The 25144-nt window shown below is 73.0% G+C and carries 28 protein-coding genes; 9 read left to right on the forward strand and 19 right to left on the reverse strand.

Annotated elements, in window-relative coordinates:
• Positions 1-48: 48 nt before the first annotated feature.
• The 3 genes from ACF1AL_RS36965 to ACF1AL_RS36975 all read right to left on the reverse strand — a co-directional run bounded on the left by ACF1AL_RS36965 (position 49) and on the right by ACF1AL_RS36975 (position 2927).
• On the reverse strand, positions 49-1194 hold the full coding sequence (locus ACF1AL_RS36965) for a phosphotransferase family protein (RefSeq protein WP_391828666.1): 1146 nt from the start codon (positions 1192-1194) through the stop codon (positions 49-51).
• 111 nt (positions 1195-1305) lie between these two features.
• On the reverse strand, positions 1306-2055 hold the full coding sequence (locus tag ACF1AL_RS36970) for an HAD family hydrolase (protein WP_391706388.1): 750 nt from the start codon (positions 2053-2055) through the stop codon (positions 1306-1308).
• Positions 2052-2927, reverse strand: coding sequence for a GntR family transcriptional regulator (locus ACF1AL_RS36975; protein WP_366841347.1), 876 nt, complete (start codon positions 2925-2927; stop codon positions 2052-2054). Before ACF1AL_RS36975 ends, ACF1AL_RS36970 begins: the two co-directional genes overlap by 4 nt.
• Before the next feature lie 154 nt (positions 2928-3081).
• Here ACF1AL_RS36975 and ACF1AL_RS36980 point away from each other — a divergent pair, with 154 nt between their 5' ends.
• Entirely contained in the window at positions 3082-3276 is a 195-nt protein-coding gene (locus ACF1AL_RS36980; protein ID WP_366841346.1) for a hypothetical protein, read from the forward strand.
• A gap of 72 nt (positions 3277-3348) precedes the next feature.
• Here the strand turns inward: ACF1AL_RS36980 and ACF1AL_RS36985 are convergent, their stop codons facing one another.
• The 3 genes from ACF1AL_RS36985 to ACF1AL_RS36995 all read right to left on the reverse strand — a co-directional run bounded on the left by ACF1AL_RS36985 (position 3349) and on the right by ACF1AL_RS36995 (position 7252).
• Entirely contained in the window at positions 3349-4263 is a 915-nt protein-coding gene (locus ACF1AL_RS36985) for a winged helix-turn-helix domain-containing protein (RefSeq protein ID WP_391706392.1), read from the reverse strand.
• A 331-nt stretch (positions 4264-4594) separates the two neighbouring features.
• Positions 4595-5857: a GNAT family N-acetyltransferase gene (locus ACF1AL_RS36990; protein WP_391828668.1), complete on the reverse strand. Its 1263-nt coding sequence runs from the start codon at positions 5855-5857 to the stop codon at positions 4595-4597.
• Positions 5858-6601: 744 nt separating this feature from the next.
• Positions 6602-7252 carry an aerial mycelium formation protein gene (locus ACF1AL_RS36995; protein WP_366841343.1) on the reverse strand — a complete coding sequence of 217 codons (651 nt, stop codon included), beginning with the start codon at positions 7250-7252 and terminating at the stop codon, positions 6602-6604.
• A 157-nt stretch (positions 7253-7409) separates the two neighbouring features.
• Here ACF1AL_RS36995 and dtd point away from each other — a divergent pair, with 157 nt between their 5' ends.
• The gene (dtd, locus tag ACF1AL_RS37000; protein WP_366841342.1) at positions 7410-7835 is read left to right on the forward strand and encodes a D-aminoacyl-tRNA deacylase; all 426 of its coding nucleotides are present in this window, start codon (positions 7410-7412) and stop codon (positions 7833-7835) included.
• 99 nt (positions 7836-7934) lie between these two features.
• Here dtd and ACF1AL_RS37005 read toward each other — a convergent pair whose 3' ends face one another.
• The 6 genes from ACF1AL_RS37005 to ACF1AL_RS37030 form a co-directional block, all read right to left on the reverse strand.
• On the reverse strand, positions 7935-8900 hold the full coding sequence (locus ACF1AL_RS37005) for a YgfZ/GcvT domain-containing protein (protein ID WP_391828670.1): 966 nt from the start codon (positions 8898-8900) through the stop codon (positions 7935-7937).
• Between the two features lie 17 nt (positions 8901-8917).
• A complete protein-coding gene (locus ACF1AL_RS37010; protein WP_384212649.1) occupies positions 8918-9361 on the reverse strand; it encodes a Fur family transcriptional regulator in 444 nt (147 codons plus the stop codon).
• A gap of 54 nt (positions 9362-9415) precedes the next feature.
• Positions 9416-9991 (reverse strand): FABP family protein, encoded by a 576-nt coding sequence (locus ACF1AL_RS37015; RefSeq protein WP_366841339.1) that lies wholly within the window; start codon positions 9989-9991, stop codon positions 9416-9418.
• 235 nt (positions 9992-10226) lie between these two features.
• Positions 10227-11246: a hypothetical protein gene (locus tag ACF1AL_RS37020; protein ID WP_391828672.1), complete on the reverse strand. Its 1020-nt coding sequence runs from the start codon at positions 11244-11246 to the stop codon at positions 10227-10229.
• Positions 11243-12106: a hypothetical protein gene (locus ACF1AL_RS37025; RefSeq protein WP_391828674.1), complete on the reverse strand. Its 864-nt coding sequence runs from the start codon at positions 12104-12106 to the stop codon at positions 11243-11245. Before ACF1AL_RS37025 ends, ACF1AL_RS37020 begins: the two co-directional genes overlap by 4 nt.
• A gap of 23 nt (positions 12107-12129) precedes the next feature.
• Positions 12130-12861, reverse strand: a complete 732-nt coding sequence (locus tag ACF1AL_RS37030) for a hypothetical protein (protein ID WP_391828676.1) — start codon at positions 12859-12861, stop codon at positions 12130-12132.
• A gap of 102 nt (positions 12862-12963) precedes the next feature.
• On the opposite strand from ACF1AL_RS37030, the gene ACF1AL_RS37035 reads away from it, so the two are divergent.
• The gene (locus ACF1AL_RS37035) at positions 12964-13326 is read left to right on the forward strand and encodes a DsrE family protein (RefSeq protein ID WP_366841336.1); all 363 of its coding nucleotides are present in this window, start codon (positions 12964-12966) and stop codon (positions 13324-13326) included.
• An 89-nt stretch (positions 13327-13415) separates the two neighbouring features.
• Here the strand turns inward: ACF1AL_RS37035 and ACF1AL_RS37040 are convergent, their stop codons facing one another.
• The 7 genes from ACF1AL_RS37040 to ACF1AL_RS37070 form a co-directional block, all read right to left on the reverse strand.
• The gene (locus ACF1AL_RS37040) at positions 13416-13676 is read right to left on the reverse strand and encodes a DUF3099 domain-containing protein (protein WP_391706408.1); all 261 of its coding nucleotides are present in this window, start codon (positions 13674-13676) and stop codon (positions 13416-13418) included.
• Positions 13677-13783: 107 nt separating this feature from the next.
• Positions 13784-14071, reverse strand: a complete 288-nt coding sequence (locus ACF1AL_RS37045) for a DUF1416 domain-containing protein (RefSeq protein ID WP_366841334.1) — start codon at positions 14069-14071, stop codon at positions 13784-13786.
• Between the two features lie 45 nt (positions 14072-14116).
• The gene (locus ACF1AL_RS37050; protein ID WP_366841333.1) at positions 14117-14962 is read right to left on the reverse strand and encodes a sulfurtransferase; all 846 of its coding nucleotides are present in this window, start codon (positions 14960-14962) and stop codon (positions 14117-14119) included.
• A 520-nt stretch (positions 14963-15482) separates the two neighbouring features.
• Positions 15483-16220, reverse strand: a complete 738-nt coding sequence (locus ACF1AL_RS37055) for a DUF2993 domain-containing protein (RefSeq protein WP_391828678.1) — start codon at positions 16218-16220, stop codon at positions 15483-15485.
• 349 nt (positions 16221-16569) lie between these two features.
• Positions 16570-17883, reverse strand: coding sequence for a hypothetical protein (locus tag ACF1AL_RS37060; RefSeq protein ID WP_391828706.1), 1314 nt, complete (start codon positions 17881-17883; stop codon positions 16570-16572).
• Positions 17884-17891: 8 nt separating this feature from the next.
• Complete coding sequence (locus ACF1AL_RS37065; RefSeq protein ID WP_366841437.1) at positions 17892-18146, reverse strand: MoaD/ThiS family protein; 255 nt, start codon at positions 18144-18146, stop codon at positions 17892-17894.
• A gap of 39 nt (positions 18147-18185) precedes the next feature.
• Positions 18186-19022: an alpha/beta hydrolase gene (locus tag ACF1AL_RS37070; RefSeq protein WP_386585196.1), complete on the reverse strand. Its 837-nt coding sequence runs from the start codon at positions 19020-19022 to the stop codon at positions 18186-18188.
• A 308-nt stretch (positions 19023-19330) separates the two neighbouring features.
• Here ACF1AL_RS37070 and ACF1AL_RS37075 point away from each other — a divergent pair, with 308 nt between their 5' ends.
• The 6 genes from ACF1AL_RS37075 (at position 19331) to ACF1AL_RS37100 (ending at position 25119) form a co-directional block, all read left to right on the forward strand.
• Positions 19331-20110: a response regulator transcription factor gene (locus ACF1AL_RS37075; RefSeq protein ID WP_366841439.1), complete on the forward strand. Its 780-nt coding sequence runs from the start codon at positions 19331-19333 to the stop codon at positions 20108-20110.
• Positions 20111-20217: 107 nt separating this feature from the next.
• Positions 20218-21240 carry a LacI family DNA-binding transcriptional regulator gene (locus ACF1AL_RS37080; RefSeq protein ID WP_391821858.1) on the forward strand — a complete coding sequence of 341 codons (1023 nt, stop codon included), beginning with the start codon at positions 20218-20220 and terminating at the stop codon, positions 21238-21240.
• 123 nt (positions 21241-21363) lie between these two features.
• On the forward strand, positions 21364-22578 hold the full coding sequence (locus tag ACF1AL_RS37085) for a S1C family serine protease (RefSeq protein ID WP_391828680.1): 1215 nt from the start codon (positions 21364-21366) through the stop codon (positions 22576-22578).
• Positions 22579-22615: 37 nt separating this feature from the next.
• Entirely contained in the window at positions 22616-22843 is a 228-nt protein-coding gene (locus ACF1AL_RS37090) for a hypothetical protein (RefSeq protein WP_391828682.1), read from the forward strand.
• Positions 22844-22951: 108 nt separating this feature from the next.
• Complete coding sequence (locus tag ACF1AL_RS37095; protein ID WP_366841443.1) at positions 22952-23689, forward strand: response regulator transcription factor; 738 nt, start codon at positions 22952-22954, stop codon at positions 23687-23689.
• On the forward strand, positions 23686-25119 hold the full coding sequence (locus tag ACF1AL_RS37100; protein ID WP_384212677.1) for a sensor histidine kinase: 1434 nt from the start codon (positions 23686-23688) through the stop codon (positions 25117-25119). Before ACF1AL_RS37095 ends, ACF1AL_RS37100 begins: the two co-directional genes overlap by 4 nt.
• Positions 25120-25144 lie beyond the last annotated feature (25 nt).

A 25144-nucleotide genomic window follows, 5' to 3' on the forward strand; every position in this document is an offset into this window, starting at 1 on the left:
AGAGGGCGACGGCCCTCCGGTGGCCCGGCGTGCGGCGGCGGTGGCCGTTCAGCGGGGCGTGGCCGGGTTGTTCTGGGCGTCGTGCCAGTGGCGGAGGGCGTCGATGAGGTGGGGCTCGGGGGGGACGTCGACCAGGCGGAGGGGTTCGCGGGCGCGGCTCAGGGCGTGGCCGATGCGGTGGGCGGCGGCGTGGAAGTCGTCCGCGGTGGCGTGCGGGGGCAGGGCGAGCGCGGCGCGCAGGACGTCCGGGTAGACCGACTGCGCGTACTCGAAGGCGAGGTAGGCGCCGAGGTCGTCGTAGAGCGCGGCGGTCAGCTCGGCGCGCCCCGCCCGGGTCATCGCCTCGGCCCACAGCGCCGTCATACGGGCCTGCTCCTCCTTGTCGTAGCCCATGCGGACCAGGTGGGTCGCCAGGTCGTGCAGCGGGTCGCCGAACAGGGCGAGTTCCCAGTCGATCACGGCGATCCGGTTGCGGCGCACCACGACGTTGGCCCGGTGGACGTCGGTGTGCAGCAGCGCGAAGGGCCGCGGGGTCAGGGGGTGCAGGCCGCGCAGGAAGCGGGCCATGGCGTCCTCGGGGATGCCCACGGCGTCGAAGAGGGTGCCGAAGCGGGGGCGGTGGGGGCGGTGCACGCGCTCCTCGGTGAAGCGGACGAGCCGGCGCAGGAAGCCGTCGCTGTCGCCGTCGGCGGGCCAGTCCTCGGGCAGCGGGGGCAGTTCACCTGCGGGGATGCCGGCGGTGCGGGCGAAGAAGGCCGCGAACTGCCGCATGAGTCCTTCGCCGATACGGCCGTGGGGGCCGCGGTCGCTGAGGACGGTGCCTCCGCGGTAGACGTGCAGGGAGTGGTTGTCGCCGAGGACGGCCAGGCAGCGCGGCACCTCCGGCAGGAACCGGCACACCACGCGCAGCACGTCCCACTCCCGCGGCCAGATGCGCGGCACCACCTCGACGGTCTCCCGCGGCACCCGGTACTTCAGCCGGGTGAACGGGACGGCGCCGACGAGCACGGCGGGCAGCAGGCCGAGGCGCAGGACGTGATTGGTGTTGTGGTGCCCGCTGAGCACCTGGGCCGGGCCCCGCAGGCGCCGCTCCACACAGCGTTCCAGGAGTGCCGCGTGACGCGTCGGCAGCGCGGCGCCGGGACTCCGGAACAGCGCGCGTGTCTCCCGGGGCGGCCGGGACAGAGGGGGCATGGCGGCAGAGGGTACTGGTTCCCGCCCGCCCCTCAGGCCACGACCGCCTCGGCAGCGCCCGTTCGGGTCATCCGACGACCGCGCGTCGAGGCCGCGGGCCTGCCGTTCGGGTCATCCGCCGGCCGTGGAGCGCCGGGTGAGCGTGCGCAGCAGGGGCTCCAGGGAGCCGATCACCGCGGTCGCCCCGGCCTGCCGGAGCAGCGCCTCCTTGCGCGGGTTGCGGGCGTAGCCGAGGAAGGGCACGCCCGCGCGCCGGGCGGCCTCCAGGTCGGAGGGGGAGTCGCCGATCATCAGGGCGGCCGTGGGCGGCGTGCCCATGGCGTTCAGGGCGCGGTGGAGGCAGTGGGGGTGCGGTTTGAGCAGGCGCAGGTCCTGGGTGCGGCCGTAGACGTGGGGGGCGAAGCAGGGCAGCAGGTCGCGCCCGGAGAGGTAGGCGGTGACCACGCGCGGGGAGTTGTTGGTGGTGACCGCCATCCGGGCGCCGACGGCGGTCCAGGTGCGGATCAGCGGGTCGGCCCAGGCGGTCGGCATCGCCGAGGAGGCGGCGCGCAACTCCTCGTGGGTGAGACGTTCCTCCAGCTCGGTGACCAGGTCGCTGGCGGGATGGCGGCGCTCCACCGCGCGCAGCACGGCGTGCGGGTCGCTCGACTCGCGTTCGGCGTCGGTGAGCAGGCCGTTCAGGCCCTCCCCGGCCAGCCAGTCCACCAGCCCGCTCGCGACCTTCCGCGCCGGATGGGACGCGAAGAGCCGGCAGATCGGGCCGTCGAAGTCCCAGAGCACCACGCGGGACCGGTCGATCAGTTCGCGCAGCCGACCGGTCTCGTCCGGTGCCGCTTCCGTCTGCTTCGTATCAGAAGTCACGAGGAGAGTGTCAGGTCCGTGGTGATGGTTTCCCAGAGGGCGTCGAACCACTTCTGGGATTCCGCCACGAACGCCGCGTCCCGGCGGCTGCTGCGGTTCTCGAAGGAGAACAGCAGGGACTTGGAGCCGAGCGCGTCGTACATGTCGAGCATCTGGCCCACGTACTCCTCCTCGCGCCGGGTGAGGACGTAGTAGCCGATCAGCGCCTCCTCCTCGTTGAGCAGGTACAGCTTCACGGGCGGGGTGAAGGTCAGGGCGCGGAAGGCGACGCGGACGTCGATGCCGTGGGTGGCGCGCAGCGCCTGCAGGTTGTGCCGCAGGACCTGGCCCTGGGCGTTGCGCATGGCCAGCCAGCGTTCGTGCACGGAGTCGTCGTCGCCCTCGACGGCGACGGGGAAGGCGAGGTTGATGTCCCGGGAGGGCAGCAGGATGCGCACGTCGACGGACTGCGGGCGGATGCGGCCCTCGTGGATCAGGCGCAGCGGCTCGGCCAGGGCGAGCATGAAGGTCTCGGCGGTGTGGGAGACGACATCGATGCGGACCCGGGGCGCGGCGAACGCCTCGACCAGCCGGGGCGCGAGGCCCACCATGGTCGGCTGGGGCTCCTCCAGGGCGGCGGGCGGTTCGGCGATCCGCGGGGGGCTGCCCTTGCTGACGTTGGTCAGCAGGCCGTCCTCCTGCAGGGCGCGCAGGGCCTGGCGCACGGTGCCCCGCTCGACGCCGAACTCCTCGGCCAGCTCGGCCTGGGTGGGCAGGCGGTCGCCCGCCTTGAGGTCGCCGACCCGGATGCGGTCGCGCAGGGTGTCGGCGATCTCCTGGGGCGTGAACCGTCGACTGCCGTTCACTGCCACGTTCTCCTGGGTCACGACCAAACGCTACAACTCCAATCCATCTGGCGGGAGTTGTTTGTGACTTGTTTACGAGTGGCGACCAAGCGGGGACAACATAAGCAAAGTTGGTTGCCAACTTCTCCGAGTTGGCGGAGGGTTTGCCTCCGTCGGTCGGCCGCCCGAAGGGGGAACCACCGTGCCTGTCCTCACGCTCCTGTGCACCCTGTTCACGGTCGGCCTCGAGCAGACCGTCCAGTGGCGCTACGGCACCGCCGGCGCCGTCGGACTGCTCCTGCTCAGCGTCGGCATCAAGGCCCGCAAGCCGGCGGTCACCTCCGCCGGAGCGGTCGTGCTCGCGCTGCTCATGGCGAGCCCCGCGCTCAGTTCCTGACCCCCGCTCCACCCGGCGGCGCCCCCGCTCCACCCGGCGGCGCCCCCCGCTTCACCGGCGGCGCCCCGCCGCTCAGCCCGTCAGCACCAGATCGGAACTGATCGTCTCCCACAGCGCGTCGAACCACGCCTGCGACTGCTCCACGAACGCCGTGTCCCGCGGCCCCGCTCCCCGCGCGAAGGCGAACAGCGCCGAGCGGGTGCCGTCGGCGTCGTACAGCTGGAGCGGCTCGTGGTCGATCTCGGCCTCGCGCCGCCGCAGCGTGTAGTAGGCGAACAGCCCCTCCGCGCCGTTGAGCAGGTACAGCTTCACCGGCGGGGTGAAGGGCAGCGCCCGGAAGGCGACGTGCACGTCGATGCCGTGCGTGGCGCGCAGGGCGAGCAGGTTGTGCTGGAGGACCTGTCCCTGGGCGTTGCGCATGGCCAGCCAGCGCCGGTGCAGCCGGCCGTCGACGTCGCGGTCGACCGGCGCGGGGAAGGCGAGGTCGATGTCGCGGCTGGGCAGCAGGACCCGCACGTCGACCTTGGCCGGTTTCAGCCGTCCCGCGTGGATCAGGCGCAGCGGCTCGCCGAGCGCGAGGGTCAGTGAGACGGAGGTCAGGCAGAGCGCGTCGATCCGCACGTGGTCGGCGGCGAACGCCCGGGCGACACGGGGCGCGAGGCCCACCATGGTCGGCTGCGGCGCGGCCGCCGGAGAGGCGAGGGGGAGGCCGCGGCCCAGGTCGGGCGCGACGGTCGCGGGGCTGCCCCGGGTGCCGCCGGTCAGCAGCCGCTCGCCCTGCAGGATGCGCAGGGCCTCCCGCACGGTGCCGCGCTCCACCCCGAACTCCTCGGCCAGGGCGGCTTGCGTGGGCATGCGCCGGCCTGGCGGCAGCTGCCCGGACGTGATCCGGGCGCGCAGCACGTCGGCCACCTCGCGCGGGGACGGCTGTGACCGCTGGGGCCTGTTCCGCCCGGAGGCGGAGGCGTGTTCCGGGTCCACGGCCAAACGGTACAACTTCCCGCCATGTTGGGGCAGTTCACCGACAGGTGGTTATGAGACGCCTCCAAGTGGAGATAAGTACAGTGAAGTTGGTCGCCAACTACACGGACATGGTCGGGCTATCCAACGGTTGGCCCGCAACAGCACGGTCGACGGCATCGGGGCCGTGATCCTCGCGATGGCGCTCGCCCGGTCCGGCTGAGCGGGCTCCCTTCCGGAGGGGAGCCGGGAGCCCGATCGGTCAGCACCACCGCACCACCACAACCACAACCGAACAGCACGCTACGGATGCAGCGCGCACTCCCGTCACCCCGTCACCGGCAGAAAGGAGCAGGCCTCAGAACACGTCCGGGCACCACGGCCGCCGGGACGTACGCAGCAGGGCGTCGGCCTCACGGGCGGCGCCCGCTCGCTCTTCCCGCACCCGGCCGAGCGCCGCCAGACGCACCACCGAGGCGTCCCCGAGCCACAGCGCCGCCAAGTCGCCCACGTCCAGCGTGAGATCGGCCGCGCGTGAGGTCGGCTCCACCGACGCCCCCTGCGGCGAGGCGTCCAGCAGATACCGGCCGCCGGCCAGGCCCGCCCGGTCCGCCACCTCCAGCACCAGCGCCCCGGTCCCCTCGTACGTCCGCATCTCGAACGCCCGTACGACGTCCAGCAGCCGCACCCACAGCCAGTCCGCCTGCGTGGTGATGCGGGCCGCCCGCGGGTCCGGCAGCAGCTGCGGAAGCAGGTCGTCCGGGGCCCGGCCGCCGCTCTTGACCTTCACGACCCAGTCGATCGAGCACAGGTAGTGCCACAGCGCCCGCTCGGCGGCCGGCGTCGTCGCGATCAGCCCCCGCACGGTCGCCGTGTTCAGCGGCTGCTTGGAGTCGCCCCAGGTGTCGTCGCACCCGTAGGCCACCAGGCCCTCCATCTCGCCGGCGGGCGAGCGGTAGAGGGCGTAGAAGGGTTCGTCCCAGGTCGCGTGGAAGCGCACCGCTCCCGTGTGCAGCTGCCACCACAGCTCGTCGCGGCTGACGACGCCCGGCTGGGCGCGGCGCAGGCGCTCGTGCAGGTCGGGGCCGAACTTGCGGACGTCCTCGCCGTCCACGAGGTCGACCCGGCCGCCGTCGTCCGGGCCCGCCCAGCGCGGGTCGAGCCCGGTGCGCGGCACGTCGACCGTCCACTCGGCCGTCGTGGTGGCGGGGCCGAAGCCGTACCGGCCGTAGATCGGGTACTCGGCGGCGATCAGCGTGGCCACGACGTCGCCGCGCTCCTTGGCCGCCGCGAGGTCGCGGGTCATCATCCGGGAGAGCAGGCCGCGGCGGCGGTGGGTGGGGCTCACGGTGACGTTGGAGATGGCGTCGGCCTGCACCGGCGTGCCGCCGACGGCCGTGACCTCCTGGTCGAAGGAGCGGAAGGTGGCCACACAGCGGCCCCCGTCGAACGCCCCCAGCAGCCGCCCCGGCACGAACTGCCGCCGCCGCGCCTCCACGACCTCCGGACTGAGCGTCGGCGGCCGCAGAAACCCCGTGTTCAACGCCCGCTGCCAGTCGGCGAACTCGCCCTCGGTGATCACCCGTACGTCGACGTCGACGGAACTCCTGGAGGTGGTCATGGCCCCACGCTAGGGGCGCCGGTGGCGAGGTGTCGCCCGGTTTTCCGGGGCCACGGCTCCCCTACGCCGGGGGCGGTACTCGGGCCTCCCCCGCGGCCGGGGCGCGGTGCGCGGGCCTCCCCGGCGGCCGGGGCGCGGTGTGCGGGCCTCGCCGGCGGCCGCCCAACACCGGCCAGGGGCGCCCGCCCGACTGCCGCCCAGGGGCGGGCCGAAGCTCGGCGGGACGATCGGGGTCGCCCGCTGCTCGGCGTGGGAGCGTACTGCCGCCCGCGGTCACCTCGGCTCGGGCTTCGGCAGGGCGTCGGGCACGGCGCGGCGCCGCCGCCGACCGGGGCCGGGTCGGCGTCGGGCGCGCCCCGGCCCGTGCCGAAGCTCGGGCCGACCTCTCGGTGGCCGACAACGCGGCGTCAGGCCGCGTCGCCGCACGGCGGCCCTACTGGACTGCGGAGCAGGCCAGTACGGGCCTCACCTCGGGCTTCGACGCACGGGCGCTGCGGCGCCGCGCAGCCGTTGGCCGGCGACGGATCGCGCCCCGGCCGCACCGGACCTCGCCGCCGGACCGAACCGGACCTCGGCGCACGGCCCGGACCGGACCTCGGCGCACGGCCCGGACCGGTGCTCGGCCACGGGCCGTGCGCCGAGCGCGGTCGGTGCTGGGGTGGGCGGCGCGGCCCCCGAGCCCGGTCATTGCCCGGTGGGCGCGCGGGCCCCGGGTCCCATGAACGTGCCGCGCGACGCGCGCGGTCAGGTCAGGAGGTCGTCGACCTGGGCCTCGCCCTCCCGGTAGCGGCGGGCGATTTCCGCGCTGCAGTCGTCCGCCGTGTGCTGCAGTCGCTGGCGGCGGCGGGAGACCTGCTGCTCGTAGCGCACCAGGCGCGCCATCGCGTCGTTCAGTTCCTCGTCCGTGCGCGCGTCCAGGTCCGACAGTTCGACCTCGGCGAGCATCTCGGCGGCCAGCAGCCGGTACTCCTCGCTGTGCGGCGTGCCGACGGTGACATGGCGGGCGGAGGACCGCTGACGGGCCGGGGCGTCGGTGAGGATCTCCGGCAGCCGGTCCACCACGGACGGCTCCCCGACCGCCACCACCGACGCCGGCGCGCGCCGGGTCAGCTCCGCGCGCAGGATGTCGATCCGCCCCTGCAGCAGGCGCCGAACGTAACTGAGGTCGGCCTCGTCGCGCTGGGCGTCGCGGCGCAGGACGCGCAGCTCCGGCAGGCTCAGCTCGGTCAGGTCCCGCTCCGGGGGCTCGGCCGGCAGCCGCGGCCCGTCCGGATGCCGGACGCAGCGCGCGTCCGGGCCGTGGGTGCGCTGCACGGGCGGCCGCGGGGCCGTGGTCTCCGCCGCGCACGTGGCGGCGGCAGCCCGCGACGGCTGCTCGGTACTCGGTGTGCTCATGTGCCTCAACCGTCCCCTCGACCGGCGTGTGGCAGCATCGTGCCACCCCGCGTGGCCGCAATGTGACCGAGTGCCCCCGAACGGCCCCAGATGGCGGGATACGGACCCAAAACAGGCCCCGTACGGACCCCGCCCGGCGGCCCGGCATGATGGTCGTATGCGTGCAGTGGTGCAGAGGGTGGACGGCGCGAGCGTCGTCGTGGACGAGGAGACGGTGGGCGAGATCAAGGGCGAGGGGCTGTGTGTCCTCGTCGGCGTCACCCACGAGGACACCAAGGAGAAAGCGGCCCAGCTGGCCCGCAAGCTCTGGACGGTGCGGATGCTGCACGACGAGAAGTCGTGCAGCGACATCGACGCCCCGCTGCTCGTCATCAGCCAGTTCACGCTGTACGGCGACGCCCGCAAGGGCCGCCGCCCCACGTGGAACGCGGCGGCCCCCGGCGAGGTCGCCGAGCCGCTGGTGGACGAGGTGGTCGCCCAGCTGCGCGCGCTGGGCGCGACGGTGGCCACGGGCCGCTTCGGCGCGCACATGCGGGTGTCGCTGACGAACGACGGCCCGTTCACCGTCCTGATCGAGGTCTGACCTCCGGCCGGCCACGGCTCGGGGTCTGACCGCCGGCCGGCCGCGGTTCGAGATCCGGCCTGCAGTCGGCCACGGCTCGGGGTCCGACCGCCGGCCGCGCTACGGCTCGACCACGACCTCCTGTGCCGCCGCCGTCGTGCCGGCGACGAGCGGGGCGTCCACCGGGACGTTCCGCTTGACCAGGGCCAGCGCGATGGGCCCCAGCTCGTGGTGGCGCACCGAGGTCGTCACGAAGCCGATCTTCCGGCCGTCGGGGCCGTCCTCGGCCAGCCGCAGCTCGGCGCCCGGCGTCGGCAGGTGCACCTCGCTGCCGTCCAGGTGCAGGAAGACCAGCCGGCGCGGCGGCTTGCCCAGGTTCTGCACCCGGGCGACGGTCTCCTGGCCGCGGTAGCAGCCCTTCTGCAGGTGCACGGCCGAGCCGATCCAGCCCAGCTCGTGCGGGATCGTGCGGTGGTCGGTCTCGAAGCCCAGGCGGGGGCGGTGCTGCTCGACGCGCAGCGCCTCGTAGGCGAGGATCCCGACCGGCGGCCCGGCCTGCTCCGCGAAGGCCTCCAGCCGCTCCCGGGGCAGGAACAGGTCGCGGCCGTACGGCGTCTCGCGGACGACGACGTCCTCGGGGACCTCGGCGATGGACCCGGCGGGCAGGTGCACGACCGCGTGGTCGTCGGTGCGGTCGGCGACCTCCACCCGGTAGAAGAACTTCATCGACTCCAGGTACGCGATCAGCGCTTCCTGGGTGCCGGGCTCGACGTGGGCCCAGACGGTCGTGCCGTCGTCCACCAGGTACAGGGCGTGCTCGATGTGGCCGTGCGCGGACAGGATCAGCGCCTCGGTGGCCTCGCCCGCGGGCAGCTCGCTGACGTGCTGGGTGAGCAGCAGGTGCAGCCAGCTCAGCCGGTCCTCACCGGAGACGGTGACGACGCCGCGGTGCGACAGGTCGACGAAACCGGTGCCGTCGGCGAGGGCGCGCTGCTCGCGGAACAGGTCGCCGTAGTGGGCGGCGACACCTTCGTCCAGCCCCTCGGCGGGGACGGCGCCGGGCAGGGACAGCAGGGGGCTCTTCATGGCGTCAAGCCTACGACCTAGGTACTTGAATCCTTGAGCTGCTGTCCGGCCTGGCAGTCCTTGCACCGGCCGAAGATCGCGAAGTGCTTCATGTCCGTGTCGAACCCGAACTGCTCGCGCAGCTTCGCGGTGAACTCGGCGGCCACCGACAGGTCCGCCTCGATGACGTTGGTGCAGTCCCGGCACACCAGGTGGATGTGGTGGTGCCGGTCGGCCAGGTGGTACGTCGGCGCACCGTGCCCCAGGTGCGCGTGGCTGACCAGGCCCAGCTCCTCCAGCAGCTCCAGCGTGCGGTAGACCGTGGAAATGTTGACCCCCGACGCCGTCTTCCTCACTTCCGCGAGGATGTCGTCGGGGGTCGCGTGCTCAAGGGTGTCCACGGCTTCGAGGACAAGCTGCCGCTGCGGCGTCAGCCGGTAGCCACGCTGCCGCAGGTCCGTCTTCCAGTCGGTGCTCACCACACCCACGAGTCTAGGACCACGGACGGCGGCACAGTGGGGGTGCGGCGGCTGGGGCTACTTGAAGAAGGCGATGCCGTCGTCCGGGAGGTCGTCGGGGAGGGCCTTCGCCCAGCGCTCGACCTCCTCCGGGGTGACGACCTTCTTCAGCTGCGCCGACATGTAGGGACGCAGCTCGACGTCGGGGGTCTGCTTCTCGCCGACCCACATCAGGTCGCTCTTGACATAGCCGTACAGGCGCTTGCCGCCGGTGTAGGGGCGGGAGGCGGCCGTACGCGCGACGGCGTCGGTGACCAGGTCGATCTGCGGCTTCTTGTCGGCCATCTCGCCGTACCAGACCTCGATGACGCCGTCGTCGCGGGTCATCGTGACCTCGACCTTGCGCTCGGCGTCGATCCGCCAGAAGCCGGACTCGGTCTCCAGCGGCCGCACCTTGTTGCCCTCCTTGTCGAGGACCCAGGTGCGGGAGTGGTACTCGAGGAAGTCCCGGCCGTCGTGGGTGAAGCTGACCTCTTGGCCGAAGTTGCACTTCTCGGAGCCGGGGAAGTCGTGCACACCAGCGCCCGCCCAGTTGCCGAGCAGGAAGGCGAGCGGGACGAGGTCCTTGTGCAGGTCGGACGGGATCTCGATCATGAGCGGCGGCTTTCCTCGGGAGTGCGTCAGCGCTGGCCCTGGTACAGCTTCTTCACGGTCAGGTAGGCGAAGGCGAGGACGCCGACGCAGACCAGGACCAGCAGGGTTTCGAAGAAGATCTCCACGGGGTGCTCCTTGTGAGCGCAAGTGGGCGGTACGGGGCCGGGCCCCAGCTTACGCGGCCCGGGCCCGGCCCTCCTTGTGAGGTACCTCCTGACGGGGTTCCCCCGGGACCTCAGCTCAGGAGCTGCCCCTGCAGCACGACCGTCTGCTGGAACGGCACGGCGGCCGCACCGCCCTTGCGGGACTGGATCACGACGGCCAGGACGTCCCCGGCGGCCAGATAGGCCTGCCGCACCTGCTCGGCGCCGTACGGCTGGATCTCGGTGTACGACGTGCGCTCCACACCGTCCAGCGCGGCTTCCACCGGGAACTCGTCGTCGAAGACGGACGTGGCGGTGTCGCGCAGCTGGTACACGGGGGTGTTGGAGCTGACGAAGGCCGCGAAGGCCTGCCCGACCACCAGCTCGGCCGTGCCGAACTGCAGCAGGTACACCCGGGTGTGCGTGCCGTCCGCTGTCGTCCAGCCGCGTGCCGCGATGTGCCGCAGGCCGTCGTCGGCGAGCTTCCCGCCGATCTCGGTCCTGGCCTTCGCCTCCGCGAACTCCGCGAGGAACGTCCGCGTGGGCAGCCAGCCGTCGGTGCCGCGCAGCGCCTTGTCCTCGGTGGCGCCGGCGGGCGCGGGCAGCAGCAGGGCCCGCAGGTCGGCGTAGTGCGCGCCGGCCTTGTTCTCCTCGGCGAACGGTCCGGGGCGGCCGGCGGGCAGCGGCGGCCGGACCAGCTCCGGGTAGTCCCAGCGGCCGTCCGACGCCGTCGCGAGGCCCGGCAGGTCGGTGCGCTCCACCCGGGTGACGCCGTACGCGGCGGCCGTTCCGACGGCCGCGCACACGACCACGGCGGCGGTCCACCGCAGCACGGCCCGCAGGAGGCGCCGGTCACGGGGCGGGGCGGGCGGTGGGGGTACGACCGGCTCGGGCTCGGGGGCCGGGGCGGCCTTCGCGAGGGTGCCGGGCTCCGGGGCCGCTTCGGCTTCCGGCGCCGCGTCGGCGTCCCGGGCCGAGAGGGCCTCCGTTGCCGAGGGAACCTCCCGGACCGCGCCGGCCGGCGGAGCCGCCGGTTCCACGCGTGCCGCCGGGGTCTCTTCGGTGGTCTCCACCGGTTCCGTGCCCTCCGTGAGCTGTGACTGCTCGGTCATACGGCCTCCCCCTGCCCGTCGACGCGGTCGAGCTGTTCGCCCAGCAGCGCGGCGACCGCCTTGGTGTCCAGCGGCTTCGCCCCCTCCGCGATGAGGGTGACGAGGACGTCGCCCGCGTAGGCGGAGCAGAACATGGCCTCCAGGCCCTTCACCGCGTCCTTGGGGGTCAGGAAGCACTTGGCGTTCTTGTGGCCCTTCACGGCGGGCCCCGCGCGGAAGACGTCCAGGGCGTCGAAGAACGCGCTCTGGAACCGGGCGATGTTGCGGACGGCGGCCTGGTTGCCCATCCGGGCCAGCTCGACGCGCACGGTCGCGGCCCCCTCGGGCTCGGTCTCGCCCGGCTCCACGTTGGCGTAGCTGCGCATCGCCATGCCCTTGATGCGCTGCTTGTCGATCTCCCGCTCCAGCCGCTGCCGCTGGGAGCGCGGCAGCCCCCGCAGCGACTCCTTGCGCAGCGCGGTCGCCTGGGCGCCGCCGAGCTGCACGTCGGCGCCGTACTCACCGAGATCGGGGCCCTGCCCCCAGGAGGTGCCGTAAGGCACCAGCACTCCGGCGAGACCCTCGGGGGCCGCGGCCGCCTTCTTGTCCGCCGCCTTGGCGGGAAAGCGCCACACCGGGGCGCCGGCCGTCCGGTCGGCGTCGCGCACGAGCACGACGGTGGTGCCGACACCGGCGACTAGCGCCCCGGCCAGCACCACGCAGGCACTGACGGCTGCGATACGGCCGCGGCGCCGGGGCTTCCCAGGGGGTGCCCCGGCGCCCTCCTCGGCCCCGGAGACGGTCGCGGGGTCGGCCGCGGGAACGGCGGTGGCGGCGGCCGCGGGAACGGCGGTGGGGTCGGCCGCGGCAACCTGCGTCACCTGCGGCTCATGGGTTTCCTCTGTCACAGCCGCTCCAACTGCCGCTCGGCCAGGTCCATGATCTTCGCCTTGGAGACCGGTTTGCTGTCGTACACCCAGATCTGCACGGCGACGTCACCGCGCCAGGCGTGCGCCTCCGCGCTGTACACCCCGCCGTCGGCCCGGTGGTGGACGTACGCCATACCGCCGTCGGTGCCGGGGAGCGGCCAGCTGTCGGTGTCCTCCTCCTTGCCGGCCCAGTACTGGTCGTTGTCGACGGACTGCAGGGCGCCGACCGACTCCTCCTGCCGGAACTGGACGAGCCGGATGTCCACGGCGTACGTGGAGCCCACCAGCCAGTGCACGGCGGCCGCCCGCCGGAACTCCTGCGCGGCGTTGGTGTCGAAGGCGTTGCCCGGCTCGTTGAACGCCGCGGCGTAGTCGGCGAGGTCCTCCCATGAGGGCTTGGTGCTCAGCCCGGGAACCTCCTTGGCCCCGGCCGGCTTCTCCAGCAGCAGCTTGCGCAGGTCGCCGTCGGTTTTCACCTTGCGGTCCTGCGCGGCGGACAGCGGTGTGGGCGCCGGGCCGGCGGCCTGGCGCAGGGCCGGCTGGGACAGCGACGGCAGGGCGGTCGGCTCCCGGTCGGCCTGGATCAGGTATCCGACGCAGGTGCCGGCGACCAGGCCGAGCACCGCGGCACCGGTGACGAGCAGCGCGGTACGGCCGCGCCGGCGCCGCGGCGCGGGTCTCTCCGGTGGAACTTCCGTTACTTCCACTACGTCCCCCCAAGAACGTGAAGCGCGGCTTCCGTATCCGCGCCCCCGAGGAGACTCATGGCCATGCCAAGCAGTTGTAGGGGCGTTGATTACGATTCCGTCATGGCGAAGAAGCTCGTGATCAAGGTGACGGCGGGGGCCGACGCCCCGGAACGCTGCTCACAGGCGTTCACCGTCGCGGCGGTGGCCGTGGCCAGCGGGGTGGAGGTGTCGCTGTGGCTGACCGGTGAGTCGGCCTGGTTCGCCCTGCCGGGGCGGGCCGCCGAGTTCGAGCTGCCGCACGCAGCGCCGCTGCCGGACCTGATCGACTCGATCCTCGCGGGCGGCCGGCTGACGCTGTGCACCCAGTGCGCGGCCCGGCGGGACATCACGGAGAAGGACGTCATCGAGGGCGTAAGGATCGCGGGCGCGCAGGTCTTCGTCCAGGAGTCCCTGGCGGACGACACCCAGGCGCTCGTCTACTGACGGCCGGCGTCCGCGCCCCGGCAGCGCCGGTCGACCGAGGTGACAGAGGCAACAGCGGCAACCGGGGCAACCGGGGCAACCGGGGCGCGCTAGCGCGGGCGTTTCCTGCCGTCCAGCTCGTCCCACCACTCGTCCGACTGCGGGTCGCCGGACGGGTCGTCCCACCAGCGGTCCTCCGGGCCCCGCCGGTTGGCGACCATCGCGGCGACCGGCGGGATGACCATGGCCACCACGCACATGGCCACGGCGGCGGGCACCGACCAGATGCGCACGACGCCCCAGGCCAGGACGAACAGCGCGAGGCACACCCCCATCAGGGCGAAGTACACGTGACGACGCCGTGCGTACATGCTTCCAGCGTAGGTCCGGGCACGCCGAAGGGCCGCACCCCAGGCGTCCAACCCGGGGGGTGCGGCCCTTCAGCCACTCACGGCGCGGCTCGAGGCGCCACGTCGTCTCAGACGGCGATGGCGACCTCGGCCAGCCCACCCTGCTGGGCGACGACCGTGCGGTCGGCGGTGCCGCCGGGCACGAGAGCACGGAGGGTCCAGGTGCCTTCGGCCGCGTAGAAGCGGAACTGTCCGGTGGCGGAGGTGGGGACCTCCGCGGTGAACTCGCCGGTCGAGTCGAGCAGGCGCACGTAGCCCTGCACCGGCTCGCCGTCGCGGGTCACCTGGCCCTGGATGGTGGTCTCACCGGGCTTGATCGTCGAGGCGTCCGGGCCGCCGGCCTTCGCACCGCACATGTCTGTCTCCTGAGGGGTCTGACCAGAAGGTCGGTCGGATGGGGGTTACTTGCCGGTGCCGAGCTCGATCGGCACGCCGACGAGGGAGCCGTACTCGGTCCAGGAACCGTCGTAGTTCTTGACGTTCTCCTGGCCCAGCAGCTCGTGCAGGACGAACCAGGTGTGAGCGGAGCGCTCACCGATACGGCAGTAGGCGATGGTGTCCTTGGCGAGGTCCACGCCCTCGGCCTCGTACAGCTCCTTCAGCTCGTCGTCCGACTTGAAGGTGCCGTCGTCGTTGGCCGACTTCGACCACGGGATGTTCTTGGCGGACGGGACGTGACCCGGACGCTGCGACTGCTCCTGCGGCAGGTGCGCGGGGGCGAGCAGCTTGCCGGAGAACTCGTCGGGCGACCGGACGTCGACCAGGTTCTGGGCGCCGATGGCGGCGACGACCTCGTCACGGAAGGCGCGGATCGAGGTGTCCTGGGCCTTGGCCTTGTACTCGGTCTTCGGGCGCTCGGGGACCTCGTCGCCGGCGACCAGCTCGCGGGCGTCCAGCTCCCACTTCTTGCGGCCGCCGTCCAGGAGCTTGACGTCCTGGTGGCCGTAGAGCTTGAAGTACCAGTAGGCGTAGGCCGCGAACCAGTTGTTGTTGCCGCCGTAGAGGACGACGGTGTCGTCGTTGGCGATACCGCGCTCGGACAGCAGCTGCTCGAACTGCTCCTGGTTGACGAAGTCGCGGCGGACCGGGTCCTGCAGGTCCTGCTTCCAGTCGATGCGGACGGCGTTCTTGATGTGGTTCTTCTCGTACGCCGTGGTGTCCTCGTCGACCTCGACGATGACGACCTTCGGGTCGTCCAGGTGCTGCTCGACCCAGTCGGCGTCTACCAGGACGTCGCTGCGGCTCATGCTTTTCTCCTCCGGGGCAGTTGCGGCGGGGCGTGCGACAGTTTCAGGCGTGCGCGGGCCGGTGCGGCGGCGCACGGGTGCCCAGGGGCTGGGCGGTGAGGGATGCGGAGGCCGCGCGGGCCGTCCGCTCAGAAAGCGCGACAGAGCATGGCGGCAACGCGGCACAGGTCCACTGCCCGCCGCTTGGTGAGATCCGCCTGTCGCTTCATGGTTCGATCGTAGGGACGGACAGGCGGGCATGTCACCGGCGTGTCGTATCGTGAGACACGATCGTCCGTGATGTGGGATCGCGTGGGGTACGAGGCCGTGGGGACGGGGGTCGCGGGGCAGTGAGGGCCGCGTCACGCCCTGGGCGGTGGACCGGCACGTCTCATTCCTCGGACGGCTGTCTGCCCTCTTCGGACGGTTGTTTGCGCTCGGAGGGAAGCGCTCGCCCGGCGCGTGCTCGACTACGCCGGGCCTGTCCGCCCCGGACGCTGTCCGCGCTACGGGCCGTCAGCGGGACCGGGACGGACGGGTCCTACCCGGCCAGCTTGACGTTCGAACCCTTCACCTGGATGTCCACGCCGGCCGGCGCGGCCTGCACCCGGTCCAGCTCGATGCCGCCGGGCAACTGGTCGACGACCTGCTGGAAGTCGATGATCTCGCGCAGGCGGTTCTCGGCGATCGCGGCGGCGGCCACGTTGGGCAGGGAGTCCGCGCGGACCTGAATGCGGTTGTCGACGACGTCCACCGAGCTCAGCACGGACATCGTCTGCTTGCCGAAGACCGGCAGGTTCACCTCGACCGCGACCTTGATCTTGCCGTTGCCGCCGTCGGAGAGGCCGACGACGCGGGCGGTGATGCCGGGGGCCACCTCGGTCGGCTCCGCCTTGGCGGTCTTCATCAGCTCGGCGTAGGGGATCGTCGCGCTGCCGGTCGCGGCGGCGGCGGTGGCGGAGCTGTAGTCGCCGGAGAAGGACACGCCCTTCATGTGGGCCTTGAGGTCGTCGATCCGGATCGACTGGCCGGCTTTGCCGGTGGCCGCCTGGTAGTGCTTGATCCCGACCTCCACGTCGTCCAGTTCGCCGCCGGCGACCTGGGTGAGGAACGGGAAGCCGTGGATCGACACGTCGGGCGTCTCGGCCAGCCCCTCGGAGCTGCGCACCCGGTCCGCCGCCTCGCCCTCCGCGAAGTGCACGGCGACCCGGTCGGCGATCGCGAACAGGCCGCCGAGGATCACGACGACGATCAGCAATATGCGCAAGCCGCGCGGCATGCGGAGGCTCCCCCCACCTCGGAGATCGGTTTCCGAACCCAACGGTAGCCCTGCGGTCGCTTGGGCCCGGCGGTTTGTCGACCACCTGTGACAGGGCCACCGGGGGGTGGGGGGAGGGGTTTCGTTCGTCTGCGGGTGGTGGGTGGCTGGTCGCGCAGTTCCCCGCGCCCCTAGGGAGTTGCGGTCACCGTGTCGTTCGTCCGCCCCTCCGCGGGCATGCGTGCCGCCTGGGGCGAGTTCGTTCGTCTGCGGGTGGGTGGACGGCTGGTCGCGCAGTTCCCCGCGCCCCTGGGGGGTTGCAGTCCCGCTTGCTCCAGCCGCGGTCATGCGGCGTTCACCGCAGCCCCGCTCAGGCCAGCGCTCGGCCCAGGATGTAGATCGCCGGGGTCGCCGCCGTGAGCGGCAGCGCGACGCCCGCGGTGAAGTGCACGAACCGCGACGGATAGTCGTACGCCGCGACCCGGTGCCCGATCAGCGCACACACCGCCGCCGCCGCACCCAGCACCGCACCCGACGCCCCCATGCCCGTCATCCCGCCCACCGCGATGCCCGCCCCCGCCGCCGCGAGCACGGAGACGCCGAGCGAGACCGGCGTGGGCAGCGGCAGCGCACGGGCCAGGACGGCCACCGCGACGGACGCCGCGCCCACCGACACCGCGTCGGCGCCGGCCGCCAGGTGCCCGCCCGCCATGATCGCCAGCGCCGCCGACGCGACGGTCGCCATCAGGCCGTACATCCGCTCGTCGGGGTCCGCGTGCGAACGCAGCTGCAGGACCAGGCACAGCAGCACCCACACACCGAGCGTGCCGAGGATCGCCGCGGGCCCGTGCCCCCGCCCGGCCACCAGCACCGCCGCGTCGGCGGCCAGCCCGCCGAGGAACGCGAGCGCGATGCCCTGCCGGGCGGGCCACATGCCGTTCAGCCGGAACCAGCCCGCCGCCGTCACCGCCTGCAGCACCACCAGCGGCACCAGCAGGGCGTACGACCCGATCGGCGCCGCGACCGCCAGCAGCAGCCCGAGCACCGCGGTGAGCGCCGCCGGCTGCATCCCGGGGTCGATGATCGGCGAGCGCCCCTCCAGGCGCGCCCGCTGCGCGTCGGTGATCCGCGCGTTCCCGGCCAGGGTGGCGGGACCGTACGCGGGCTCCTCCCCGGCGGCAGCCGTGGCCACCGCCGCCTGAGCGTGAGCCTCCGGCAGCGGCTGGGGCTGCGGCTGAGACTGGGGCTGGGGCTGGGGCTCCGGCTGGGCCTGCGGCTGCGGTGCCGCGTACGGCTCCGCGACCGGTTGCCGGCCGTACCCGGCGTCGTACGCCTGAGCACCGTAGCCCTGCGTGTCGTAGCCCTGCGCGCCGTACGCCGGGGCGCCGTACGCCTGCCCGGCGTCGTACCCGTGACCCGTCCCCTGGCCCTGGCCCTGCCCCGGGGTGCCGTACGGCTGCCCCTGGGGGGTCAGGTACGCCGTCTCCTCGGCGGGCGTGGCCGCGGGTGTGACGTGCGGCTGGGCCTGGGTCTCCCACGTCTGGCCCTGCCACTGCTGGGTGTACTGCAGCGGGTCGTCGTGGGAGGGGGCGGCCTGCTGGTACTGCCCGGGCCACTCCTGCTGCGCCGACGAGGTCTGCGGCTGCGGCTGCCCGTACGGGTCGTACGGCGGCTGGTTGCTCATCGGCGTGCTCATCCTCCTGCGAACGGCGGGAGCACCTCGACCGTGCCGCCCTCGGTCAGCCGTACCGCGTCGTGCGCGCGGGTGCCCACGGGGTCGCCGTCGATCAGGAACGAGCAGCGCTGGAGCACGCGCGTGAGCTCCCCCGGGTGCCGTTCGCGCACCGCGTCGAGCGCCTCGGCCAGCGTGGCCGCGTCATAGGGCTCCTCGGCGATCCCGGCCGCGGCCTTGGCGGCGGCCCAGTAGCGCACCGTGACCTTTGCCATCTCGTCCCTCGTGTCGGTTCGGCAGTGAACACCGTCAGGCTAGCCCGCCCGGGAGGCGGCCCAGCGCGCGATGCGGTCCAGCAACTCGTCGGCGGCGGCGTTCTCGGCGTGGCCCATGCCGCGCTCCAGCCACAGTTCGCCGTGGTCACCGGCGGCGTCCGCGAGCATCCGGGGGTGGTCGAGCGGGAAGTAGCCGTCGCGGTCGCCGTGGACGATCAGCAGCGGGGTCGGCGCGATGCGCGGCACCGCCTCGACCGGGGACAGCGGCACCGGGTCCCAGTCGCGGTGGTGGATGCGGGTGCGCAGGCCGTAGCGGCCCACCAGCCGCCCCGCCGGCCGGGTCACCAGCCAGTGCAGCCGCCGCATGGGCGCGGTGCCCCGGTAGTACCAGCGGGCCGGCGCGCTGACGGAGACGACGGCGTCCGTGCCGCCGTGCAGCGCCGCGTGCCGCAGGACCACTGAGCCGCCCATGGAGAAGCCGACGGTGACCACGCGCGCGTGCCCGAGCTCGCGCGCCCAGCGCACCGCGGCCTCGAGGTCCAGCACCTCCCGGTCGCCCACGGTCGAGCGGCCGCCGGAGCGCCCGTGCCCGCGGAAGGAGAAGGTGACCACCGCTCCGGTCCGCGCGAGGGCGCGCACCACCCGGCGCACGTGGGGCCGGTCCACCTCCCCCGTGAATCCGTGCGCCACGACGAACACCAGGCGTCCCGAGGGCGGCGCGGAGGTGTCGTGACCGCTGGTGAACGGGTCGTACCGGGCGTCGATCGTCACCCCGTCGGCGGTACGCAGCAGCGTGCGCGCGGGCGCCCGCAGGCCCGTCTCACATGTCGGACGTACGGTGGAACGCGCCACATCACCTGCCGGACCGATGCTCATGTGGGCTATTCTGCTGCGCAGAGGATCCGGGCAGCGTAGCCCCCGGGTCCTTTTGTGCTTTCGGAAGCGTTGTATACGACGCGGCGAACCGCAGGTGAACGCGGGAACCGCTGGTGGTACGGGTTGTCGATCGCATAGGCGGCCCCCCTCCGGGGGCCCCGGCGGTTCCCAGGGGCGCGGGAGCCGCACGTAGGAGCAGTGCCGCATCAGAGCAGTGCCGCAAACGTCCTCGCAGGGACCGAGGAGGAACCAGACGTTATGGGCGAGCGAACCGTGCACGACGAGACGACGACCCGGGCAGGTGGCGCATGAGCTCTCTCCTGCTGCTGACCAACGCCCTCCAGCCGTCGACGGAGGTACTGCCCGCACTCGGCCTGCTGCTGCACAACGTGCGGGTGGCTCCGGCCGAGGGACCGGCCCTGGTGGACACGCCGGGCGCCGACGTGATCCTGGTCGACGGGCGCCGCGACCTGCCGCAGGTGCGCAGCCTGTGCCAGCTGCTGCGCTCCACCGGCCCCGGCTGTCCGCTGGTCCTGGTGGTGACCGAGGGCGGCCTCGCGGCCGTGACAGCGGACTGGGGCATCGACGACGTGCTGCTGGACACCGCGGGCCCCGCGGAGGTCGAGGCGCGGCTGCGGCTGGCCATGGGCCGGCAGCAGATCGCGGGCGACGACTCCCCGATGGAGATCCGCAACGGTGACCTCTCGGTCGACGAGGCCACCTACAGCGCCAAGCTCAAGGGCCGGGTGCTGGACCTGACCTTCAAGGAGTTCGAGCTGCTCAAGTACCTGGCGCAGCACCCGGGCCGGGTCTTCACCCGCGCCCAGCTGCTGCAGGAGGTCTGGGGCTACGACTACTTCGGCGGCACCCGCACCGTCGACGTCCACGTGCGGCGGCTGCGCGCCAAGCTCGGACCCGAGCACGAGTCGCTGATCGGGACCGTGCGGAACGTGGGTTACCGATTCGTTACGCCGGAGAAGGTCGAGCGGGCCGCCGAGGAGGCGAAGGCCAAGGCCGACCGGACGAAACGGGACGAGAAGGACGCCGAGGCGCCCGCACGCGCCACCGAGGTCTCCGCGGACGCCTGACGTCCCTCCCGGGCAGGGCGCGCGCCCGTGCGGCAGGGCGTTGCGGTCGCACATCCACGCTCTGATACGCCCTGCCCAGAGCGGGTCTCTCCGCGTAGACTCCGCGCGTGGCCAAGGTGACTCGGGACGACGTGGCACGACTGGCAGGGACCTCCACTGCCGTCGTCAGCTATGTCATCAACAACGGACCCCGGCCGGTCGCCCCGGCCACGCGCGAGCGTGTCCTCGCCGCGATCAAGGAGCTGGGGTACCGGCCCGACCGGGTCGCCCAGGCCATGGCGTCCCGCCGTACGGACCTCATAGGCCTGATCATCCCCGACGCCCGCCAGCCCTTCTTCGGCGAGATGGCGCACGCGGTCGAGTGGGCCGCCGCCGAGCGCGGGAAGATGGTGCTGGTCGGCAACACCGACTACGTCGCCGAGCGCGAGGTCCACTATCTGCGCGCCTTCCTCGGCATGCGGGTCTCCGGCCTGATCCTCGTCTCCCACGCGCTGAACGACCTGGCCGCCGCCGAGATCGAGGCCTGGGACGCACGCGTGGTGCTGCTGCACGAGCGCCCGGAGGCCATCGACGACGTCGCCGTCGTCACCGACGACCTGGGCGGCGCCCAGCTCGCGGTGCGCCACCTGCTGGAGCACGGCTACGAGTACGTCGCCTGTATGGGCGGCACCGCCGAGACCCCGGCCGTCGGCGACCCGGTCTCCGACCACGTCGAGGGCTGGCGCCGGGCCATGGACGAGGCCGGGCTGCCGACCGAGGGGCGCCTGTTCGAGGCGCCGTACAACCGCTACGACGCCTACCGCGTCGGCCTGGAGATCCTCTCCGGCCCGGACCGCCCGCCCGCGATCTTCTGCTCCACCGACGACCAGGCGATCGGCCTGCTGCGCGCGGCCCGCGAGCTGCGTATCGACGTGCCGGGCGAGCTGGCCGTGGCCGGCTTCGACGACATCAAGGAGGCGGCGCTCGCGGACCCGCCGCTGACCACCGTCGCCTCCGACCGCTCGGCGATGGCCCGCACCGCCGTCGACCTGGTCCTGGACGACGGGCTGCGGGTGGCCGGCTCGCGCCGGGAGCGGCTGAAGGTGTTCCCGTCCCGGCTGGTCGTACGCACCTCGTGCGGCTGCTCATGAGACGGCGCTGAGAGAGCCCCCGCGAAGCCCGAGGAGGGGCTTTATATCGGGCATACGAGGTTCTGCCGGGCTTCTCAGGCCTTCCTCAGGAACCTCTCATGATCGCGCGGAACGCTGTATGACATGACCGAGAGCATCCGCCGCGACGGCGAGTACGCGAACCCCTACGAGGGCACTCAGCCGACCTCCTCCCAGGGCGCTCACCCAAACCCTTACGAGGGCGCTCAGCCGAACGCCCACGAGGCCGCTGAGCCGAACGCCCCCGAGGGCGCTCAGCCGCAAACCGCCGAGGGCACTCAGCCGCACCACGCCATGGGCGCCCGGCCGGGTCCGGGCCCGTACCAGGGCGCTCACGAGGACACGTGGCAGCAGGTTCCCGCGCACGGTTCCTCTCCCGTGAACCCGGAGTGGCCGCCTCCGCCGCCGTTCCCGCCCACGGTCGCCTCCGGGGCCGCGCAGCCCGCGCCGGGCCCGAAGCGGCGCACCCGCGGCCCGCTCGCACTGCTCGCCGCCGTCGCGATCGTCGCCGCGGCCATCGGCGGCGCCACGGCGTACGGCATACAGGAGCTGACCGGCACGGACACCACCGCGGCGTCCACCGCCACGAACGTCGTGCCCTCCAGCAAGAAGGGCGACATCGCGGCCATCGCCTCGGCCGTCAGCCCCAGCATCGTGGAGATCAACGCGACCACGAACAGCGGGCGCTCCACCGGCTCCGGCGTGATCATCACCTCCGGCGGCGAGATCGTCACCAACAACCACGTCATCGCCGGTGCCTCCTCGGTCACCGTGCGCACCAGCGACGGCAAGCAGTACACCGCGCAGGTCGTCGGCACGGACAGCAAGAAGGACCTCGCGCTGATCAAGGTGCAGGGCGCCTCCGGGCTGAAGGCGGCGTCGCTCGGCGACTCCTCCCGGCTCCAGGTCGGCGACACGGTCGTGGCGATCGGCTCCCCCGAGGGCCTGACCGGCACCGTGACCAGCGGCATCGTCTCCGCCCTCGACCGCGACGTGACCGTCCCGACCGAGGAAGGTCAGCAGCAGCAACAGGGCGGCGGCTGGCCGTTCGAGTTCGGCGGCCGCCAGTTCAACGGCGACACCGGCTCCTCCACGACGACGTACAAGGCGATCCAGACGGACGCCTCCCTCAACCCCGGCAACTCCGGGGGCGCCCTGATCGACATGAACGGGAACATCGTGGGCATCAACTCCGCGATGTACTCGGCCGCCGGCTCGTCCTCCTCCTCGGACGCCGGCAGTGTCGGCCTGGGCTTCGCCATCCCGGTCAACACCGTCAAGGCCGACCTGGCCAAGCTGCGGGCGGGCGCGAACGGCTGAACCCCGCGCCCGGCCCCCTCACCGCAGGGAGTACGACATGATCGAGCACGCCATCCCCCTCGTCCGCCCCGCCGTTCCCCCCGCCGGCCCCGCCCCGGCCCTGCGGCTGACCCCCGCCCGCACCGCCGCCACGGCAGCCCCGGCGGCCCCGGATGCCCCGGTGGCCGAGGTCGCCGTGCCCCACCTGATGGGCCTGCGCACCGGCACGGACCGCCCGCACCGCCACAAGGTGCCCCTGCGCCGGCTGACCGCCGTGACCGGCTGAGCCAGGTCTTGGCACGGCGCACGGCAGCCGGGTCTTGGCCCGGCGCACGGCAGCCGTGGGACGCTGAGAGCGACCCGACCCAGACCCCACCCGAGGACACCCCGACCGATGAGCCCCGCCGACGGCGACCGTGACCCCCAGCGCATCCTGATCGTCGACGACGAGCCGGCCGTGCGCGAAGCACTCCAGCGCAGCCTCGCCTTCGAGGGCTACGGCACCGAGGTCGCCGTCGACGGCGCGGACGCCCTGCAGAAGGCCACCGCCTACCGGCCCGACCTGATCGTGCTGGACATCCAGATGCCCCGCATGGACGGCCTGACCGCCGCCCGCCGCATCCGCGGCGCCGGCGACACCACGCCGATCCTGATGCTGACCGCCCGCGACACCGTCGGCGACCGCGTCACCGGACTCGACGCGGGCGCCGACGACTACCTGGTCAAGCCGTTCGAGCTGGACGAGCTGTTCGCCCGCATCCGCGCGCTGCTGCGCCGCAGTTCCTACGCGGCGGCCGTGGGCGCGGGCGACCCGGCCGACGAGGACGTGCTGACCTTCGCCGACCTGCGGATGGACCTCGCCACGCGCGAGGTCACGCGGGGCGGGCGGGCCGTGGAGCTGACCCGGACGGAGTTCACGCTGCTGGAGATGTTCATGGCGCACCCGCGCCAGGTCCTCACGCGCGAGCAGATCCTGAAGGCGGTGTGGGGCTTCGACTTCGAGCCCTCGTCGAACTCCCTCGACGTGTACGTCATGTACCTGCGCCGCAAGACGGAGGCCGGCGGCGAGCCCCGCCTCGTCCACACCGTGCGCGGCGTCGGGTACGTGCTGCGGCAGGGCGGCGCCGAGTGACCGGCCCGCTGCGCCGTTTCCGCGCGCTGCCGATCCGCACCCGGCTGTCCCTGCTGGTGGCGGCGGCGGTCGCGTTCGCGGTGGCGGCGGTGTCGGTGACGTGCTGGTTCCTGGTGCGGGACCAGCTGTACAACCAGCTGGACGAGGAGCTGCGCGGCCAGGACGTCTCGACAGGGCTGCTGCAGGGCATGCTGCGCAACTGCCAGCTGCCCCAGCCGCAGAAGATCCCGCAGCCGCCCAACTCCCCCATCGTCACGATCATCTACTCGGACGGCACCACCTGCCTCAACCCGGCCAACGACACCGTCCGCATCGAGCACTCCGACATCGCCGTCGCGGACGGCCTCCAGCGCAACGCCCTGCACACCTCCGGAACCACCGACGGCATCCCCGTCCGCGTCCTCACGCGGCAGGTGTACGACCGCACCACCGAGCAGGTGCAGCAGGGCATCGCCGTGTCCGTCGCCAAGCCGCTCGCGGAGGTCACCAAGCCGCTGTCCTCGCTGGCCTGGATCCTGCTGCTGGTCTCCGGCATCGGAGTCCTCGGTGCCGGTGCCGCCGGTCTCGCCGTGGCCCGCGCGGGTCTGCGCCCCGTCGACAAGCTCACTGCGGCCGTCGAACACGTCGCCCGCACCGAGGACCTCACCGTCCGCATCCCGGTCGAGGACGACAGCGAGGACGAGATCGCCCGCCTGTCCCGCTCCTTCAACTCCATGACCACCGCCCTGGCCAGCTCCCACGACCTCCAGCAGCAGCTGATCGCCGACGCCGGCCACGAACTGCGCACCCCGCTGACCTCCCTGCGCACCAACATCGAACTGCTCAGCCGCAGCGAGGAGACCGGCCGCCCGCTGCCCGAGGCGGACCGCAAGGCGCTGCTGGCGTCGGTGAAGGCGCAGATGACGGAACTGGCGTCGCTCATCGGCGACCTGCAGGAGCTGTCCCGAGCGGACAACCAGCGCGGCGAGCGGATCCAGGTGATCTCCCTGGAGGACACCGTGGAGTCGGCCCTGCGCCGCGCCCGGCTGCGCGGCCCGGAGCTGACCATCACGGCGGACCTCCAGCCCTGGTACGTCCGCGCGGAACCGGCCGCGCTGGAGCGGGCCGTGGTGAACATCCTGGACAACGCGGTGAAGTTCAGCCCCGAGTCCGGCACCGTCGAGGTCCGCCTGGCCGGTGGCGTGCTGACCGTCCGCGACCACGGCCCCGGCATCGCCGAGGACGAACTCCCGCACGTCTTCGACCGCTTCTGGCGCTCCCCGTCGGCCCGCGCGCTGCCGGGTTCGGGCCTGGGCCTGTCCATCGTGGCGCGCACGGTGCAGCAGGCGGGCGGCCAGGTGTCGCTGGCCCGCGCGGAGGGCGGCGGCACGGTGGCGACCGTACGGCTGCCGGGGGCACCGACCCCACCGCCGGACACCCCCGTGCCGTAGTACCGAACGGCAACCTCTCCCTTCC

It is taken from the genome of Streptomyces sp. NPDC014801 (assembly GCF_043082085.1).
In the GTDB taxonomy this organism is placed as follows: domain Bacteria; phylum Actinomycetota; class Actinomycetes; order Streptomycetales; family Streptomycetaceae; genus Streptomyces.